Annotated in this window: 18 protein-coding genes, 1 tRNA gene and 1 pseudogene; 6 read left to right on the forward strand and 14 right to left on the reverse strand. The window is 61.2% G+C overall.

The features are described from left to right. The first annotated feature begins 73 nt into the window (after positions 1–73). A complete protein-coding gene (locus tag DLD99_RS12495; RefSeq protein ID WP_114882437.1) occupies positions 74–2,461 on the forward strand; it encodes a TonB-dependent receptor plug domain-containing protein in 2,388 nt (795 codons plus the stop codon). 41 nt (positions 2,462–2,502) lie between these two features. Then, the gene (locus tag DLD99_RS12500; protein WP_114882438.1) at positions 2,503–3,867 is read left to right on the forward strand and encodes an APC family permease; all 1,365 of its coding nucleotides are present in this window, start codon (positions 2,503–2,505) and stop codon (positions 3,865–3,867) included. Here the strand turns inward: DLD99_RS12500 and DLD99_RS12505 are convergent. From DLD99_RS12505 to DLD99_RS12515, 3 genes are all read right to left on the reverse strand, one after another. Further along, positions 3,864–4,322: a DUF3574 domain-containing protein gene (locus tag DLD99_RS12505; RefSeq protein WP_114882439.1), complete on the reverse strand. Its 459-nt coding sequence runs from the start codon at positions 4,320–4,322 to the stop codon at positions 3,864–3,866. The genes DLD99_RS12500 and DLD99_RS12505 overlap by 4 nt on opposite strands. A gap of 187 nt (positions 4,323–4,509) precedes the next feature. Then, positions 4,510–5,541, reverse strand: coding sequence for an NADPH-dependent aldehyde reductase Ahr (gene ahr, locus DLD99_RS12510; RefSeq protein WP_114882440.1), 1,032 nt, complete (start codon positions 5,539–5,541; stop codon positions 4,510–4,512). Positions 5,542–5,592: 51 nt separating this feature from the next. Continuing rightward, positions 5,593–5,838 (reverse strand): hypothetical protein, encoded by a 246-nt coding sequence (locus tag DLD99_RS12515; RefSeq protein WP_114882441.1) that lies wholly within the window; start codon positions 5,836–5,838, stop codon positions 5,593–5,595. 163 nt (positions 5,839–6,001) lie between these two features. On the opposite strand from DLD99_RS12515, the gene DLD99_RS12520 reads away from it, so the two are divergent. The 3 genes from DLD99_RS12520 to DLD99_RS12530 all read left to right on the forward strand — a co-directional run bounded on the left by DLD99_RS12520 (position 6,002) and on the right by DLD99_RS12530 (position 7,622). After that, on the forward strand, positions 6,002–6,646 hold the full coding sequence (locus DLD99_RS12520) for an ATPase (RefSeq protein WP_114882442.1): 645 nt from the start codon (positions 6,002–6,004) through the stop codon (positions 6,644–6,646). 85 nt (positions 6,647–6,731) lie between these two features. After that, positions 6,732–7,073 (forward strand): hypothetical protein, encoded by a 342-nt coding sequence (locus tag DLD99_RS12525; RefSeq protein ID WP_085708435.1) that lies wholly within the window; start codon positions 6,732–6,734, stop codon positions 7,071–7,073. Positions 7,074–7,229: 156 nt separating this feature from the next. Then, a complete protein-coding gene (locus DLD99_RS12530; RefSeq protein WP_114882443.1) occupies positions 7,230–7,622 on the forward strand; it encodes a DUF1801 domain-containing protein in 393 nt (130 codons plus the stop codon). A gap of 50 nt (positions 7,623–7,672) precedes the next feature. Here DLD99_RS12530 and DLD99_RS12535 read toward each other — a convergent pair. The 5 genes from DLD99_RS12535 to DLD99_RS12555 all read right to left on the reverse strand — a co-directional run bounded on the left by DLD99_RS12535 (position 7,673) and on the right by DLD99_RS12555 (position 10,988). Then, positions 7,673–7,747, reverse strand: a tRNA-Gln gene (locus DLD99_RS12535). 201 nt (positions 7,748–7,948) lie between these two features. Beyond that, the gene (locus DLD99_RS12540; protein ID WP_114882444.1) at positions 7,949–9,412 is read right to left on the reverse strand and encodes a GDL motif peptide-associated radical SAM/SPASM maturase; all 1,464 of its coding nucleotides are present in this window, start codon (positions 9,410–9,412) and stop codon (positions 7,949–7,951) included. Between the two features lie 99 nt (positions 9,413–9,511). Beyond that, complete coding sequence (locus tag DLD99_RS12545) at positions 9,512–10,093, reverse strand: DUF1842 domain-containing protein (protein WP_114882445.1); 582 nt, start codon at positions 10,091–10,093, stop codon at positions 9,512–9,514. 40 nt (positions 10,094–10,133) lie between these two features. Then, entirely contained in the window at positions 10,134–10,769 is a 636-nt protein-coding gene (locus tag DLD99_RS12550) for a DUF1842 domain-containing protein (RefSeq protein ID WP_114882446.1), read from the reverse strand. A 33-nt stretch (positions 10,770–10,802) separates the two neighbouring features. Next, positions 10,803–10,988 carry a DUF1843 domain-containing protein gene (locus DLD99_RS12555; protein WP_114886659.1) on the reverse strand — a complete coding sequence of 62 codons (186 nt, stop codon included), beginning with the start codon at positions 10,986–10,988 and terminating at the stop codon, positions 10,803–10,805. Positions 10,989–11,547: 559 nt separating this feature from the next. On the opposite strand from DLD99_RS12555, the gene DLD99_RS12560 reads away from it, so the two are divergent. Next, a complete protein-coding gene (locus tag DLD99_RS12560; RefSeq protein WP_114882447.1) occupies positions 11,548–12,465 on the forward strand; it encodes a LysR substrate-binding domain-containing protein in 918 nt (305 codons plus the stop codon). 38 nt (positions 12,466–12,503) lie between these two features. Here DLD99_RS12560 and leuD read toward each other — a convergent pair whose 3' ends face one another. The 6 genes and pseudogenes from leuD to DLD99_RS12585 all read right to left on the reverse strand — a co-directional run bounded on the left by leuD (position 12,504) and on the right by DLD99_RS12585 (position 16,857). Continuing rightward, positions 12,504–13,112 carry a 3-isopropylmalate dehydratase small subunit gene (gene leuD / locus DLD99_RS12565; protein ID WP_114882448.1) on the reverse strand — a complete coding sequence of 203 codons (609 nt, stop codon included), beginning with the start codon at positions 13,110–13,112 and terminating at the stop codon, positions 12,504–12,506. Between the two features lie 3 nt (positions 13,113–13,115). Further along, complete coding sequence (gene leuC / locus DLD99_RS12570) at positions 13,116–14,537, reverse strand: 3-isopropylmalate dehydratase large subunit (protein ID WP_114882449.1); 1,422 nt, start codon at positions 14,535–14,537, stop codon at positions 13,116–13,118. 128 nt (positions 14,538–14,665) lie between these two features. Next, positions 14,666–15,178 carry a GNAT family N-acetyltransferase gene (locus DLD99_RS29410; RefSeq protein ID WP_244220808.1) on the reverse strand — a complete coding sequence of 171 codons (513 nt, stop codon included), beginning with the start codon at positions 15,176–15,178 and terminating at the stop codon, positions 14,666–14,668. Then, positions 15,176–15,733, reverse strand: a pseudogene (locus DLD99_RS29415) (HD domain-containing protein); the annotation flags it as partial. The pseudogene DLD99_RS29415 and the gene DLD99_RS29410, both read right to left, overlap by 3 nt. A gap of 85 nt (positions 15,734–15,818) precedes the next feature. Next, on the reverse strand, positions 15,819–16,376 hold the full coding sequence (locus DLD99_RS12580) for a helix-turn-helix domain-containing protein (RefSeq protein WP_114882451.1): 558 nt from the start codon (positions 16,374–16,376) through the stop codon (positions 15,819–15,821). 73 nt (positions 16,377–16,449) lie between these two features. Further along, positions 16,450–16,857 (reverse strand): RidA family protein, encoded by a 408-nt coding sequence (locus DLD99_RS12585; protein WP_114882453.1) that lies wholly within the window; start codon positions 16,855–16,857, stop codon positions 16,450–16,452. Positions 16,858–16,898 lie beyond the last annotated feature (41 nt).

Raw genomic sequence — 16,898 nt, forward strand, 5'->3', positions numbered from 1 at the left:
GCCGTGCACTGACTGACGACTCCTTTTTTGTCGGCAGCGGACGGGTATTAGCTGCGATAAAAGGAGCTGTCACATGATTCACCGTTCCCGTTCATTACTGGCTGTCGCTGTTGTCAGTGCGATCTGGCAACTTCCTGCGCAGGCCGAGGACACTTCCACCCACGTTGACGATGACACACGGCTGGGCACCGTGCTGGTCACCGGCACCCGGGGCACTGCGCGCACGGTACTGGATTCGCCGGTGCCGGTGGATGTGCTGACCGCCGAAGACCTCAAGTCTGCCGGTGCCGCCGACGGCGAACTGGGCGCGGCGCTGCAGACGCTTTTGCCGTCGTTCAGCCTGCCGCGCCAGTCCAACTCCGGCGGTGCCGACCATGTACGCGCCGCACAACTGCGCGGCATGAGCCCGGATCAGGTGCTGGTGCTGGTCAACGGCAAGCGCCGGCACACCTCGGCGGTGGTCAACGATTCGTCGAAAATCGGTCGCGGCACGGCGCCGGTGGACTTCAACTCGATCCCGATCAGCGCCATCAAACGCATCGAAGTGCTGCGTGACGGCGCCGGTGCGCAGTACGGTTCCGATGCGATTGCCGGGGTGATCAACATCATCCTCGACGACGCTCCAGAGGGCGGCGAAGTGTCCACCAGCTATGGCGCGTATCACACCCATCAGGACGCCATCGACCGTACCACCACCGACGGCCAGAACAGTGTGACCACCGCCAAGATCGGCACCCGACTTGGCGAGGAGGGCGGGTTCATTCGTGGCGGCACCGAGTACAAGAATCGCAACCCGACCAACCGCGCCGGCTTCGATGGTTTTGCCGACACGCCGGGCCAGCGCAACTATGTGATGGGCGACGGCCTGGCGCGGGACGTGAACCTGTGGTTCAACGGTGAACTGCCGCTGGCCGGCGGCAAGGCCTACAGCTTCGGCACCTACAACCAGCGCCATACCACCGGCGCCGAGTTCTACCGTTATCCGTCGGAGCAGCCGCAGTTCTATCCCAACGGCTACCTGCCGCAATCCCTCGGCGACAACACCGACATTTCCGCCACCGCTGGTTTCAAGGGCCTGATCGGTGAGGACTGGGACTTCGACAGCAGCCTGACCCATGGCCGCAACCGCTTCGAATCGGCCACTCGCCGCACCCTCAACGTCAGCCTCGGTCCGGACTCGCCGACCCGTTTTGACACCGGCGATTACGAGTTGCGCCAGACCACCGCCAACCTCGATTTCAGCCGCGAACTGCGCCTCGGCGGCCGCTCGTTCGTGCTGGCGCTGGGTGGCGAATATCGCTACGAAAACTACCTGACATTCGCCGGTGACGAGGCTTCTTACATAGGCTCCGGGGCTGATGGCGCCAACGGTTTGCGCCCGAGCGAAGAGTCGGATCTGGATCGCAACGTCTTCGGCACCTACGCCGAATTGTCCGGGGATCTCACTGACCGGTTCTTCGTCGACGCCGCCACCCGCTGGGAGCATTACGACGATGCCGGCAGCAAACTCACCGGCAAGCTCAGTGGCCGCTACAAGCTGACCGAGCAGTGGGCCGTGCGGGGCGCGGTGTCGAACAACTTCCGCGCACCTTCGCTGGCGCAGAGCGGATTTCAGAACACCACCAGCAACTTCGGCGAGGGCGGCACGCTCACCGATATCCGTGTGCTGTCGGTCAACGATCCGATTGCCCGCGCACTGGGTGCGCAGAAGCTCGATCCGGAAACCTCGAACAACTACAGCCTCGGCCTGACCTTTCAGTTGAACGAACGCTTCGATGCCTCCCTCGATGTGTTCCGCATCGACGTCAAGGATCGCATCACGCTGTCCCAGCGCATCGGCAGCGACGCACTGGAAAGCTACATCAATGACAATTTCGGCGTGCCGGGCGTGCACGACGTGAACTTCTTCACCAACGCCGCCGACACCAGCACCCACGGTGTGGAACTGGTGCTCAACTACCATCAGCCGTTCTACGAAGGGCAACTGGGGCTGACCACCGCGTACACTTACAACCACACCAAGGTCACCAGCACCAAGGGCACGCCGTCGCAGCTGACTGCGCTGGGGATCGGCAACGATGCGCTGGTGGGCGTCGAGGAAACCAACACCCTGACCGATGCGGCACCCAAGGATCGTTTTGTGTTTTCCGCCAACTGGGTCAGCGAACACTGGGGCTTGCTCGGGCGCCTGACCCGACAGGGCGAGACCACCCGGGTCTTCGATTTCGGCGACTCGCAGCCTGAACAAACCTATGGCGCGGTGTGGCAACTGGACGCCGAGGTGACCTACAAATTCACCCCGAAATTCAACATCGCCCTGGGCGGCAACAACCTGACCGACAACTACCCGGAGCGCTCCGGCTCGGCCATCAACTACGGCGGCAACCTGCCGTATGACGTGCTGTCGCCGATCGGCACCAACGGCGCTTACTACTACGCCCGCGCCACTTACGGCTTCTGAGATTTGCCGCCATGGATGGCGGACCCTCTGCAGGATCACGCATGAGTAAAACCAACGGCCCTCAACGCCATTTGCCGGTACTCCAGGCGTTGCTGATCACCCTGGGAATGGTCATCACCACCGATATTCTCAAAACCGCGCCGACCGTTGCCTTGAACGTCGGGCCGGAACATTTCTATTGGGTCTGGGTCCTCGGCGGATTGGCGTCGATGGCCGGGGCCCTGTGCTTCGCCGAGATGGCCACCGCGTTTCCGCACCCGGGCGGTGACTATCATTTTCTGCGCACCGCCTACGGCGAGCGCATGGGTTTCCTGTTCGCCTGGTCGCGCTTCTCGGTGATGCACACCGGCTGGATCGCGTTGTCGGCGTTCATGTTTGCCGACTACTTCAATGCGGTTTTTCCGCTGGGACAGTACGGATCGGGGCTGTTTGCCGGCGCGATCATTGCGGCATTGGTGTTGCTGAATCTGACGGGCAAGCACATCGGCTTCATCACCCAGACCGTGCTGGTCGGGTTGCTTGCAGTGGGTTTCTTGAGTATTGCCAGCGCCGGGGTCTGGCTGGTGTGGCAAGGCGTCGAGCCGCTTACGCCAAGTGCGCCGGTCACGCCTGAGCACACGGGAGCGGCAGGATTTTCCGCAGCGATGATCTTCGTGTTTCTGGCCTTCGGCGGCTGGAGCGATGCGGCGACGTTGTCGGCGGAAGTGCGCGATGGCCGACGCGGAATTTTCATCGCCATGCTGGGTGCGCTGACAGTGTTGATGGCGATCTATCTGGCGCTGAACTGGGCGTTCGTCCAAGGGCTGGGGTTCGCAGGCCTGGCGGCGAGCAATGCGCCCGCCGTGGAGTTGTTGAATCGCGCTTTCGGTGCGCCGGGGGTGATGCTGATCCTGCTGATGGTCGGCATCGCAGCCATCGCCACCATCAATTCGACCCTGCTGGTCGGCGCCCGCACCACCTACGCCGCCGCCCGGGATGTGCCGCAATTGCGTCGCTTCGGTGAATGGGACGAACGCGATGGCGTGCCGCGCAAGGCCTTGCTGGCGGAGGGGGCGGTAGCGTTGTTGCTGGTGTTGTTCGGCAGTTTTACTCAGAGTGGCTTCAACACGATGGTTGAGTATCTGACGCCGGTGTACTGGTTATTTTTGAGTTTGAGCAGCCTGGCGTTGATCATTCTGCGGCGGCGATTTCCCGAGGTGCCACGGCCGGTCAGAGTGCCGCTTTATCCGCTGTTGCCGCTGCTGTTTTTCGGCTTATGCGTGTACATGCTGTATTCCAGCGTGACGGTGGTGGGGTTGGGGGCTTTTTTGGGGATTGGGGTGTTGCTGGGGGGGGCGCTGGTGCTGGCGGGGTTGAGCCGCCTGGTGTCGACACCTCGGCAAGCTCTGCAGCAGACGGCGGATTAGAACGAAACCTGGGCCGGCTGAGACAAACGCAACACCGACAAATCCCCCGTAATCCGCTTGTAAGCCAGACGAATCGCCTCGATGTCGCTTTCACGTTTCGGGCTGCCTTCGTGCAGGATCACAATCACCTTGGTCGCCAGTCGCTCAGGCACTTTCGCGTCATGGTCCTTCCACTGCCCGTAGGCGTCCAGCACGCTGAAACCGTCCGGGAAACGTGTCGTCACTTCCTGATCGAGAAACTCGCGCCAGCGCGCGGGGCTCACCACACCTTCCTTGCCATCGATCGACCCTACCGAGAAATACAACTCGGTGCGCACCCACTGCGCCTGGGCCGGGCGCGTGGCATCGCCTTGCAGGGTTGAACTGGCAGGATCTTTGGTATGTACGGAGGGAGGAGGCGTGGCACAACCGCTGATTGCCAGAAACAGTGCAGCCACCAACAGGCTTTTTTGCATGGAACGTCCCTTTTTATGAGTTGTGCAGGCGCGAGCCATCATAAGGGGCATCAGTAATAGCGATAAAAGATTAAAAAATGGCCGTCTGCTTGATTTACGGAATAAGGAGATCAGCGAGAAACCATGAAACAGCGTTTTCTCCGGGCACGAAAAAGGCGCATGAGCGGTTAACTCATGCGCCTTTCATTCATTTGCTGGCGTTCAACACAATCCGATACCGCGCCTTGCCGCTGCGCAGATGTTCGACGGCCTCATTGACCTTGCTCATCGGAAATTCCTCGACCTGCGGCAGGATCTGATGCCGCGCGCAGAACTCCAGCATGGTCGCCGCCGTGGCAGGCGAACCTACCGGTGAGGCGGACAGGGACTTTTGCTGGGGGATGAGATTGAACACGTGCACCGGAATCGCGTCCGGCACGATGCCGACGAAGTGCAGCCGTCCCTTGCCGCGCAAGGTGGCAAGCATCGCCGTCCAGTCGAGGTTGGCATTGGCGGTGATCAGCAGGAAATCCAGCGTGCCGGCAATCGCCTTCAGCGCATCGCTGTCGGTGGAAGCGACGACCTTGTGCGCGCCCAGGCGTTTGGCTTCGTCCTGTTTACTCAGTGACGAGGTGAACGCCGTGACGTCGCAGCCCCACGCATTGAGAAAGCGCAGCGCCAGGTGGCCGAGGCCGCCGATGCCCACCACGCCGACCCGGTCGGTCGGCTTGATGTCGAACTCCACCAGCGGGTTGAACACCGTGGAACCGGCGCAGAACAATGGGCCGGCCAGCGCGGGGTCGAGATTGTCCGGGAGTTTCAGCGCCCAGGCCCAGTGGGTGCGCAACCGATCGGCGAATCCGCCGTGGCTGCCGATGATCGTGGGTTTGGCGGTAGCGCATAGGTGATGGGAGCCGCCGATGCAGGACGAGCAATGCATGCAGCTGCCTTTGTACCAGCCGATGCCCACCCGCTGTCCGACTTCCAGTCCGCGAACCTGCGGGCCTGCACGCACGATGCGGCCGACCACTTCGTGGCCGGGAATGAACGGGTATTGGCTGATGCCCCAATCGTTGTCGATCAGCGACTGGTCGGAGTGACAGACGCCGCAGTACTCCACGGCGACTTCGACTTCTTCATCCCCGAGCGGGCCGGGATCGTAACTGTAACGCTCCAGCGGAGCGCCGGCCGAGGTGGCGGCCCATCCGGTAAACGTCGTCGGTTCGGTGTTATTGCTCACAGGACACCTCCAGGTCTGGCGCTGCGGGCGCAGCCTGAAGAGTCTAGCGGGTCATCGCGTATGCGCGAGCCAGGTGTCCAGCACGCGCCGGTCGAGTTCTTCCCAGTCCGCCATGCCCAGCACTCGCGTGGTGTTGAGGCCGCGCAGATAGCCGCGCAACTGATTGGCCACGGCCCGCACCGACTCCGAATCGTCCGCTGACTGGCCCAGCACGGTTTCGTATTCGACGAGGTATTCGGCCACCCGGTCGCGGAATTCGGGCAGGACGGCATCGCGGATCAAATCAAAGGTACGCACGGAAAATCCTCATTTGTTTTCGTTGTGATCGAGTGTGCAGCAGTCTGCACGCTGGGCAACTATTGGTTCAAGTAATAGTGACCATCAAGAAACGCAAGTTCTGCTTTGCGGCCGACAGGCGGAAAATCGCCTCCATCGAAACGCAGCTCAAGGAATTTGCGCGATGAAGACTCTGACCCGACTGGCTTTGGTCGCCCTGCTGATGGGCGGGGTAGCCACCACTGCACCGACTTACGCAGCCGACGCCGGTACGTGCCATTTTCTTCCCATCGGCGGCGCCAGCAGCGGGCTGCAGCATTCGCAAACCGTGGGGGTGCTGTACAGCGAAAACACCCTGGATAACCTGCAATACCTCGAGCGTTACCACGATGTGGCGGTGAACGGTGCCAAGGATGCACTCGATGCGCGGATTCGCGAGGCCTTCGTCAACAGCTCCGACCCGGAGCTGGCCATCGACTGGTTGATGAGCTCGCTGCAACAGCAGTTTCTCTCGGTGACCGTCTACGACAGCCTGGATCAATTGGTGCAGGCCCATCCTGACGTGGTGGTGATGCTCGACACCCACAACCGTCTGCTGACCCAGCGCAACAACCAGGTCGAAGCGCGCTTCGCCGCACGTTTCTACGACGCCAACCTGCAATACATCGGCAAGGCCGAAGGCGCGGTGGAAAAACAGCTGCCGTCGGTGTGGGTTCACAACAAGGCAGCACCCGAGATCGCAGCCCAGATCGAAAAACAACGGGACCTGCAATTCAGCGCCTTGAAGCAGTTCGATGATTCGCTCAAGGCCCTGGTGAGTGCAGGCTGAACACTCTTATTAAAACCGCAACGGCAGCGCCCGTGACGCTGAACGTTGCTTGAGAACCGGACCTTTTATTTTCAGGATTTTATCCATGCGTGCTTTTTTTATCCCTGCCATGGCTTCTGCCACTTTGCTGCTGACCGCTTGCGCCTCTGCGCCGAATGACCCGACGCTGACCTTGCAGACCCACAAGACCCCGGCCCAGTACGCCGAATGCGTCGTGCCGAAACTGCAAAACAGTGCGATGAACCCGACCGTCTCCCAGACCCAGCGCAGCTACCGGATCGTGGTGCCGAGCAAAGTGTCGGCGGACAACGTGCTGGAAGCCTACAAGGCGCAGGACGGTGGCAAGGTGTTCTTGTACGAGCGCCACTTGCTGGCGTCGAGTTTCATGCCGTCGAGTTTTGAACGGGCCGCCCAGGAGTGCCTGTAACGCCTGACGGTCAGCGATTTTGACGATGCTCCTTTGGTTGGCCGCAACCAACCAATTCCTTTGCCCCGCACCTTGCGGGGCTTTTTTTTTGCCCGGCGTTTGGCGCAGTCGGCGCTACGCTGGATAGCGGACAAGGTTTTTCGGGAGATCAAGAATATGAAGAAGGACAGCAGCGGCGCGGCGACCGGGAATCCCTCGGCGCTGATCGACGCAAGAATCAACGAACTGAACGACTGGCGCGGCCAGAAACTGGCCGAGATCCGCGCGATCATTCACGAGGCCGATCCGGAGGTTATCGAGGAGTGGAAGTGGCGCGGCGTTCCGGTCTGGTCACACAACGGCATCATCTGCACCGGGGAAACCTACAAGGCCGTGGTGAAAATGACGTTTGCCAAAGGCGCGGCGCTGGAGGATCCGTCGGGACTGTTCAATGCCAGCCTTGAAGGCAATACCCGGCGGGCGATTGATGTTCACGAAGACGACAAAATAGATGCAAAGGCACTGAAAGCGCTGGTGCGTTCGGCGATTACGTTGAATTCAAAAAAATGATTTGCCGTTGAGGCAGAGATGAAGCGGAGGAGGGTGAAACGAGGAAAAAATGGCAGGGGCGGCTGGATTCGAACCAACGCATGGCAGGATCAAAACCTGCTGCCTTACCGCTTGGCGACGCCCCTGTAGCTATTGTGTTCAGTCCCGGGAGGACCTCTGCAACAGTGGGCGGCACTTTACCAGCGCTCTTGCGTTCTGGGAACCCCTGAAGCAAATAAATTTCATGGAAAACAGCTACTTATTTCCCCGAGCGGCTGAAAGGGCCGGATTTTCACGACGTCTTGGCGGTCCAGGCGCCCGAATCCTGCGGGCGCCTGGACCCGATTTCACACCAACGTACTCGGCGCCACCCCCAGCAACCCCGTCAACGTGTTCATGATCGCCTGCTGACGGGCCCGGTCGGTCTGGTGCCTGGCCTCGGCCGCCGCGACATCGGCGTGGCAGTGCGGGCAGATCGATTCGTGGGGATGAATGTACTGCAGGCAACTGCGGCACAGCGCCAGTTGCACGGGGATGCGTCCTTCCTCCGGCGATTTCTGGCCCTGATTGATCCAGGCGAGTTTGATCACCTGGCCGCTGTCGCTGACGCTGCTGACTTGTTCGCCGGTGTCGATGCGTTCGGTGATCAGGTCGAAACGGCCAACGGCGAAGGAACGCTGCGCCGCGTCTTCGATCTTGACGATACGCTCGCGCAGTCCGCGTTTTTGCAGTTCCAGGGTGCGGTAATGGCAGTACGGGTTGTTGCCGGGTTTGCCCAGCAATGAGTGCGAGGTCCAGGTGCAGCCGCCCCGGCAAACGTCGTTGTAATAGCAGCTGCGGCAATAGCCCCACAGGTCGTCGACCGAGCGCAGGCGACCGAAGTGGATGCCTTCGCTGTAATGCCAGATATCGTGCAGGCTCATGTTGCGCACGTTGCCGCCGGAGAAACCGACGGTCGCCAGTGACGGGCAGCCTTTCACCGTGCCGTCCGCTTCGAGCGCCAGCACGGTCTGACCCGCCGCGCAGCCGCTCCAGTGCACGCGCTCGTCACCGAAGCCGCGCCACAAATGTTCGTAAGGGCCGTAATAGCCGATGTTGTTGCCGACGTTCATCAGCAGGCCGCGATCCACGCCTTCGCGGTACAACCGCGCGAGCAGCGGCATCACTTCCAGCAATTGATAGGGTTGTAGCAAGAGTTCCGGGTGATCCACGGCATTGCCCATGGCCACGGTGATCTGGATCTGCCAGTGGGTGGCGCCGAGTTCGATGATGGTGTCCATCAACTCCGGCAAGTCAGGCAGAGTCGCCGCACCGATCTGGGTGTTGACGCTCACCGCCAGCCCGGACGCCTTGGCCCGACGCAGGGTGTCGACCGCCTTGTCGAACGAACCGGGCACGTTGCGCACTTTGTCGTGCAATGGCGCGAGCCCGTCCAGAGAGATTCCGACCCCGTTGAGGCCCGCGTCTACCGCAGCCTGCATCTTCGCCGGCGTCAGATTGCGTCCGCCGGTCTGGATCGCGCAGTACATGCCGTGGTCGTGGATGGCCTGGATCAGTTGCGTCCAGTCTTTGCGCAGATAGGCTTCGCCGCCGATCAGGGTGATCTCGCGGGTGCCGAGGGCAGCGAGGGAATCGATGACATCTAGGCATTCACGGGTGTTGAGTTCATCGGGGCGTCGATGTCCCGCGCGCGAGCCGCAATGCAGGCATTTGAGGTCGCAGGCCAGGGTGATTTCCCAGACCACGTGCACCGGCACGTAGCGTTTGAGATCGGTGTCACTGAGGTAGCGGGCAGGGCGGATGTCTGTCATGGGAGATCCTTGCGCACGGTCCTGTGCGCGGCACGATTGGACTGACCTTGAAATCCGGCAAGACGCCAGGCGCGAAGGATCGCGCCCGGCGCATGCGGTTTAGCGTGCTTCCAGTCGGGCAATCTCCGCGTTCAGTTGCTCAAGGGCACTGCGCAATGCGCCTTCGTGGGCCAGTTGCTGCTCACCCTGTTGCACGGCGGTCTTGAGCTGTGCCAGATCCCCGCTGGTCTGAGCCTGTTGCACGGCAACGGCGTACAGCGGCACGTGTGGATGCGGCACCGGTTGCGGCTCCACGGTTTGAGCCTGATGCACAGCGACGTGTTTTACGACGTGCCATTGGCCTTGCTCTTCGTAGCGGTAGTCGGCAAAACCGCTGGCCCAGTCACCGCCGAGAATGCCTTTGAGATGGAAGGTCTGGGCGATCTGGCTGAGCGGGCCGCTCGGGCTGCCGGCCAGGTTGAGGATGATGTGGTTCTCGACCGCCGAGGTCAGCTTGACCTGGCTGTAATCGCCCCAGACCTGAGCCCGAAAATTAACAGTAGGCCAGGTAGCCTGAAATACACTGGCTACACCGCTGACTTTCTTGCTGACGGTATTGACCAGCAGATCCAGGATCAAGACAGGTGCGCCGAGTAAATCGTTTCTGACAATGAGGCGAGTATGGAAAAGTCCGATCGACATGATGCTGCTTCCTTGAATGATGATGGAGTCCAGTGGCCGATCAGCGACTTTGCAGGCGGCTGAGTTCGTTTTTTGCGGTATCCAGCGCGATCCGCAATTGCGGTAGCTGCTCCAGTTGCTGCTTGGCCAGTGCGGCCAGGCTTTTCATCTGGGCCAGGTCGCCGGCGGCGATGGCGCTCTGGATGGGGGCGGCGTACAGCGGCATGATCGGACGGTGTGGCTGGATCACGGGGCCGGGATGGAAAGGCTGAAAGGCGTTAGATGGCACCGACTCGACCAGATGCGCCGGGGCATTGGTGACTTCGATCCATTGAGAACCGTTGTAGTACTCGTAATTGGCGACACCTTCTCTCCAGTCAGTACCGACTACCAGCCGGATCTTGAAGTTGACGATGGAGTTGGAGCCTGGACCGCCATGATTGCCCTGGGCGGTGATCAGGATCTTGCTGACACCGGGGGACATGACGGTGAGATAGGTGTACTCACCCCATACATCGGAATGCAGGTCGAGCGGCGGATTGACGGCTTGGGTGATGGTGGCATTGCCGTTGACTTGCTCCTGAGGCGTTGAAACCAGGAGGTTGAGTACCAGGCTTGGTGCGCCAGGCAGTCCCGTGCTGATCCGGTAGCTCACCGGAAACAGACCGACGTTTTGTTGCGAAACAGAACCAGACATGTGAATTGCCTCCATTGCAATGTGGGAAATGACCTAGGGTTTTTCCAGACGGGAAACTTCTTTGGCCAGTTTTTCGTACGCGGTTTGCAGCTCCTTCGCTTCCGGCTTCGTTGAATCGCGCTGCTTCAACAAAGTCTTCATCTGTTGCAGATCGCCGCCCGTGATGGCGCTCTGGATGGCGACGCCGTACGGCGGCATGTTGTGTTTTGAGCCAGTCATATAGAGGGTTTCCTCGTGGTGGTTGCCGAACATCCCCTTCAGGCGAGGGGCGTCTTTCCTGACAGGCAGGCGACAGCCAGCGGCAGGAAACACTGGCGACAGTGGTGCCTGGCGAGGTGATGGCCTGATCCGTCCGGATCCGTCAAATCGTGGTGATTGAATGGGCGCCGATGCGACGCCGCGGGCGTCAGCCGAAACCGTCCGGTCTGCTGTCCGGCCTGCCGTTCGGAACTGGGAGGCGCGTCTGCCGTGGCAGAGGGCAAGAGAAGTTCGCCTGTACGTTGGTCATCTTTCTGTCCTTGATAGAAAGCAACGAAACACAGGGATAGGTTGTTCACTCATCAAGAGTGCATTAACCCGCAAGCACAAAAACCATCCCTGATTTTTCTTCCAGTGCTGCTGATGGCGTTCGTCGATGGACGTTTGCCAAGTGGCCAGCATATCGCCAGCCACGCAACCCTAGTCCTGTTTGTTCGGGGCTGCCAGAAAAAGCGCCGAACGGTCATGGCCGCTGCTATCCTGCGCGAATCATGAAGCAGGCAGTGGATGAGCGCGCTGTATGAACACGAATCGTGACCAGTTTCCCTTGCCCGAAGACCTCAAGGTATTCCTGACGGTCATCCGCAAGAACAGCTTTGCCAGCGCCGCCGACGAGTTGGGCTATTCGCCGGCCTACGTCAGCAAACGCATCGCGGTGCTCGAAAGCACGCTCTCGACAAAACTGTTGCACCGCACCACCCGGCGCATCGCCCTGACCGACGATGGCGAGCGGGTACGGATCTGGGCGGAAAAGCTGCTGGGGGATTTCGATGATTTCCTCGGCGAGATGGCCCAGGCCCGGCACCAGCCAGCCGGGTCGCTGCACATTTGCAGCAGCTTTGGTTTCGGCCGCAATCACGTCGCACCGGCGATCAGCCAACTGGCCCGAACCTGCCCGAAGCTCGACATTCGCCTGGACGTGTTCGACCGCGTAGTTGATCTGGTGGGCGAGGGCTTCGACCTGGAGATTCTGGTGGGCGATGACCTGCCGGGCCAGCACCTGGCGCGCAAACTGGTCAGCAACCGGCGGGTGCTGTGCGCCACGCCGGACTACCTAGAGCGCCGGGGCACGCCGCAAACCCTCGAAGATCTGCAAGACCACGATTGCCTGGTGCTGAAGGAACGCAACAATGCGTTCGGCATCTGGGAACTCACCAAGGACGGGCAGCAGGAATCGGTGCGGGTCAGCGGCCCGTTGTCCTCCAACAGTGGCGAGATCGTGATGGAGTGGGCCCTGAGTGGTGGCGGGATTCTGTTGCGCTCGATGTGGGACGTCAAACCGATGCTCAAGCAAGGACGGCTGGTGCAGGTGCTGGCGGATTACACCCAGAGCGCCAACGTCTGGGCGGTGTACCCGACACGGCTCAGCGAGTCGGCCAAATTGCGGGTCTGCGTGGAGTTTCTCGAAGAGTATTTCCGCGACTTGTCTGTCGAATGAAAAACCGGGTGGTTCAGTGAACCACCCGGTTTTTGTGTTCAGCCCAACCAAGGGTTTTCCGCGAGATGTCGTGCCTCGAACGCGCGAATCTGCCCGGCCCGTTGCAGCGTCGTGCCGATGGCGTCCAGCCCCAGCAGCAGTGACTGTTTGCGCAGTTCATCAATCTCGAAAGCGATCCGTGCTCCGTCCGCCAGTTCGATGGTTTGCTCGGGCAGGTTCACACGGATATGCGCAGTTGCCGGAACGCTGATGACTTCGGCAACCTGCTTCAACTGCGCGGCATCGAGCTGAATTGCCAACACGCCGTTGCGCTGACAGTTGTCATAGAAGATCCCGGCGAACGTGGTGCCGATCAGCGCCCGGATCCCGACCTGCTTCAAGCCCCACACCGCGTGTTCACGGCTTGAGCCGCAACCGAAGTTGGGGCCGGTCACCAGAAACGCCGCGTCCTGCCAGGCGGGCTGATTGAGCACGAACCCGGGATTGGGTTCGCCCGAGGCCAGAAAACGCAGATCGAAGAACAGCCCCCGGTCCAGCCCCTGACGATCGATGCCCTTGAGGAACTGCTTGGGCATGATCACGTCGGTGTCGATGTTGGCCGCCAGAAACGGCGCGGCGCTGCCGCTGATAGTGGTGAACGGTTGCATGGCTCAAACTCCCGGCGCGAAGGCGCGCACGTCAGTCAAATGTCCGGTGATGGCGGCTGCGGCGACCATCGCCGGGCTCATCAGATGGGTGCGCGCACCGGCGCCCTGACGACCTTCGAAGTTGCGATTGGTGCTGGATGCACAGCGATCACCGGGCGCGAGGACGTCGTCGTTCATCGCCAGGCACATCGAGCAACCCGATTGCCGCCATTCGAAACCGGCGTCGCGAAAGATCTGGGCCAGCCCTTCGTCTTCCGCCTGATCGCGCACCAGCGTCGAGCCGGGCACGATCATCGCCCGCACGTGGGGCGCCACGTGCTTGCCGCGCACCACACGAGCCACGTCACGCAAATCTTCGATCCGCGCATTGGTGCACGAGCCGATGAACGCGTGGCTGATCACCACTTCGCTCAGCGGCATGCCGGGTTTCAATCCCATGTAGTCGAGGGCGCGTTGCAGACCCTGACGCAGAATCGGGTCGGGCTGGCTGGCCGGGTCCGGCACTCGTCCCCCGACCGGGGAGGCCTGATCCGGGCTGGTGCCCCAGGTGACCATCGGTTCCAGCGCCGAGACATCCAGGCTGACTTCACTGTCGAACACCGCGCCATGGTCGCTGTGCAGGCCTTTCCAGCGCTCGACCGCTTGCTCCCAGAGTTCGCCTTTCGGCGCACGCGGCTTGAGTTGCAGATAGGCGAAGACCTTGTCGTCCGGCGCCATGAACGCCCCACGGGCGCCGGCCTCCACGGCCATGTTGCAGATGGTCATGCGTGCTTCGACGCTGAGGTCGCTGATCGCCGGGCCGGTGAATTCGATGGCATAACCTGTGGCTCCCGAAGCACCGATCTGCTCGATCAGCGCCATGATGATGTCTTTCGACGTGACACCCGCCCTCAGCTCACCGTTGACCGTCACCCGCATGGTTTTCAGGCGTTTGTAGACCAGGGTCTGCGTTGCCAGCAGGTGCTCGATTTCCGAGGTGCCGATGCCGAAACCGAACGCACCCAGTGCGCCGTAAGTGGTGGTGTGGCTGTCACCGGCCGCCACCACCATGCCCGGCAAAATGAAACCCTGTTCCGGCGCCACGACGTGTTCGATGCCTTGGCGCTTGTCCAGCACATCGAACAGCTCGATGCCGAAGTCGCGGCAATTCTCTTCGAAATACGACACCTGCCGCGCACCTCCGGCGTCGGGCATGGTCGCGATGCGGGTGGGTGCGGTGGGGTTCACATGATCGACCACCGCCAACGTCGCAGCGGGGCGCCAGACTTTGCGCCCGGCGTCGCGCAAACCGCTGAAGGCTTGCGGGCTGGTGTATTCGTTGGCGACCTGGCGGTCGATGTAGAGCAGCACGTGGCCCTGATCGTCGAGGGTGCAGACGGTGTGACTGTCGATGTGCTTCCGGTACAGGGTTCTCGGGCTTTGCATGGCGTTGGCTCTTTTCTGTCAGTGCAAAAACAACGTACGGACAGAGTCATTGATCGCCGAAATGGCATCAAGAGCGCTTTGGTGAAGCCATAGACCACGAAATGTGAGCAATCAAAAGCGATGAGGCGCTACTCGGTAGCCTCGAACGCCTCGTGATATTTCACCACGCCCACCGGCAACTCCCCACCAAACGCCAACGCCTGAAAGTACTCCGCCGGAATCCCCGGCAACTCCAGACCCGCATGGGCCTTGAAGCCGAAACGACCGTAATAGCCCGGATCGCCAAGTACCACGCAGCCAACGCCGCCAATGCGCTGCAACTCCGTCAGTGAGGCTCTCATCAGCGCCGAGCCGATGCCTTGCTGCTGGCGGGTCGGGCACACGGAGATCGGGCCCAGGCCATACCAGCCTTGAGCGCCGGAGGAAATCGTTACGGGGGAAATGGCGACATGGCCGACCACCGTGTCGTTTTCCACTGCCACCAGCGAAACGCTGAGCTGACCGGCGTGGCGCAAGGCGTTGACGATGAATTGTTCGGTGTGGCTGGAGTGTTCTTCGTGCTGGAACGCGGCCTCGGTGATTCGGGCGATGGCGTCGATGTCTTCGGGGCGTTCGTTGCGGACGGTGATGTTTGTATTCATGCGTTCTCGGGTATCCCGGTCGATCAGGGTCCGAAGGGTTTCGAACAGCGGATCGGCGTTGGTGTATTGCTTGCCGTAGGCCAGGTTGAAGCCATAGTCGAAGTCTGGCGGATTCTGTCCTTGAGTGTGTTGTAAAAGTGTTTCCAGCTTGTCCAGTGCCTTCACGGCCTTGGCTTCTGGAGAGCCGGCGTTTTCGTAGTCGTCCCAGAGCGCAAGGATTTCGTTTCTCAGCGCGTCGTCCAGAGACCGGGTGAGCAGCAGCAAGTCGTTGCGTTCCTGTTCGCCCTTGTCGGGAAAGCCGGCTTGATCGACCGCCGGAATGTCACCGTTGATGGCCTCTCCGAGGTCGTGGATGACGCACATCTTCAGGACTTTCAGCACGTCGAGCCCGGCCAGGTCGTCGGCGAACACGATCGCCATCAGGCACAGGCGCCAGCTGTGTTCGGCGGTGCTTTCGCTGCGCCCGGAGGAAGTGTGTGCGCTTCTGAGGACGTCCTTGAGCCGTTCTGCTTCACGCAGGAATTCGAGGCGTCCCTTGATTTTTTCGAGGTTCATACAGTGGCCGGAGTAAAGAGAGCAGGGCTCAAAGCCTAGGCCCGGGCTCGATCATCGTCCACGCATAAAATATGCGGCGGGTGGCCTACAGCGTTTCCACCAACCGTGCGGCGGTGCCGTCGGAGAGGGCGATCCGCGTCCAGCGGCAGAGACTCGGCTGGATCGGCACACGGGCGGAGTCATTGCTGCCCGTCAGGAATTCCAGAGCCGGCGGCGCCTGGACTTCCCGCCAGCCGGTGTCATCCAGCAAGGATTCCTTGTGCTGGATTTCCGCTGTCGCAAACCGCCACAGCGATTGCCCCAGCAGATCGCTCAGCGGGCTGGCGAACTGCGCGGCGCGGGCAGGTGAGCAGGCCAGCAGGCGATGGGTCAGGTCGCAGACCAGGTGAACCGGGCGCGCACTTTCCGTCACCAGCCGTGCGAGGGCTTGATCGGCGGCGCTGTCGAGTCGCGCCGAGAGCAAAGTCTCGAGTTGTCGATGCGCCTCCGGATCCATCGCCTGCACGCCGCTTTCCCAGCGGGAAATCGTCGATTGAGTGACCTTGAACAACTCGGCGGCATGACTTTGCTTGACGCGGTGCAGCACCCGCCAGCGGCGCAGGGCGATGCCGGGCAGGCTGGGCTGGAGCAAGGTGTCGGGCATGGCGATGGATCGCAAAAGGAATGCGGGCCGACAGTCTGAAGACTGGCGGCCCGTGCTGCAAATCGACGCGATATCAGGTCATTCCGGCAGTGGCGATCACCTTGATCTCGAACTGAAAGCCATACAGCCACGTCACGCCGACCGCCGTGATGGTCGGATGCGGCGCCTCGCCCCAGAACTCAGGCACCACTTCCCAGATGGTTTCGAAGGTCGATTGCGGGTCGACCATGAACACGGTCACGTCTACCACGTCATCGAAACTGCCGCCGGCCGCGCCGAGAATCGCGTTGAGGTTAGTGAAGGCCCTTCGCACCTGTTGTTTCAGATCCGGCTCGGGCGAGCCGTCCTCAAGGCTGCCGACTTGCCCCGAGACAAACAGAAAACCGTTGGAACGAACGGCCGGCGAATAGCGATTGCGCTCATAGAGGGCATGGCGTCCGGGCGGGAAAACCACGTCGCGTTTTGGCTGGGTGTTGGTCATGGGGTGTCTCCGTCAATGGGTTGAAAACCTGCGATGGATAA

Source organism: Pseudomonas kribbensis (genome assembly GCF_003352185.1).
GTDB lineage: Bacteria > Pseudomonadota > Gammaproteobacteria > Pseudomonadales > Pseudomonadaceae > Aquipseudomonas > Aquipseudomonas kribbensis.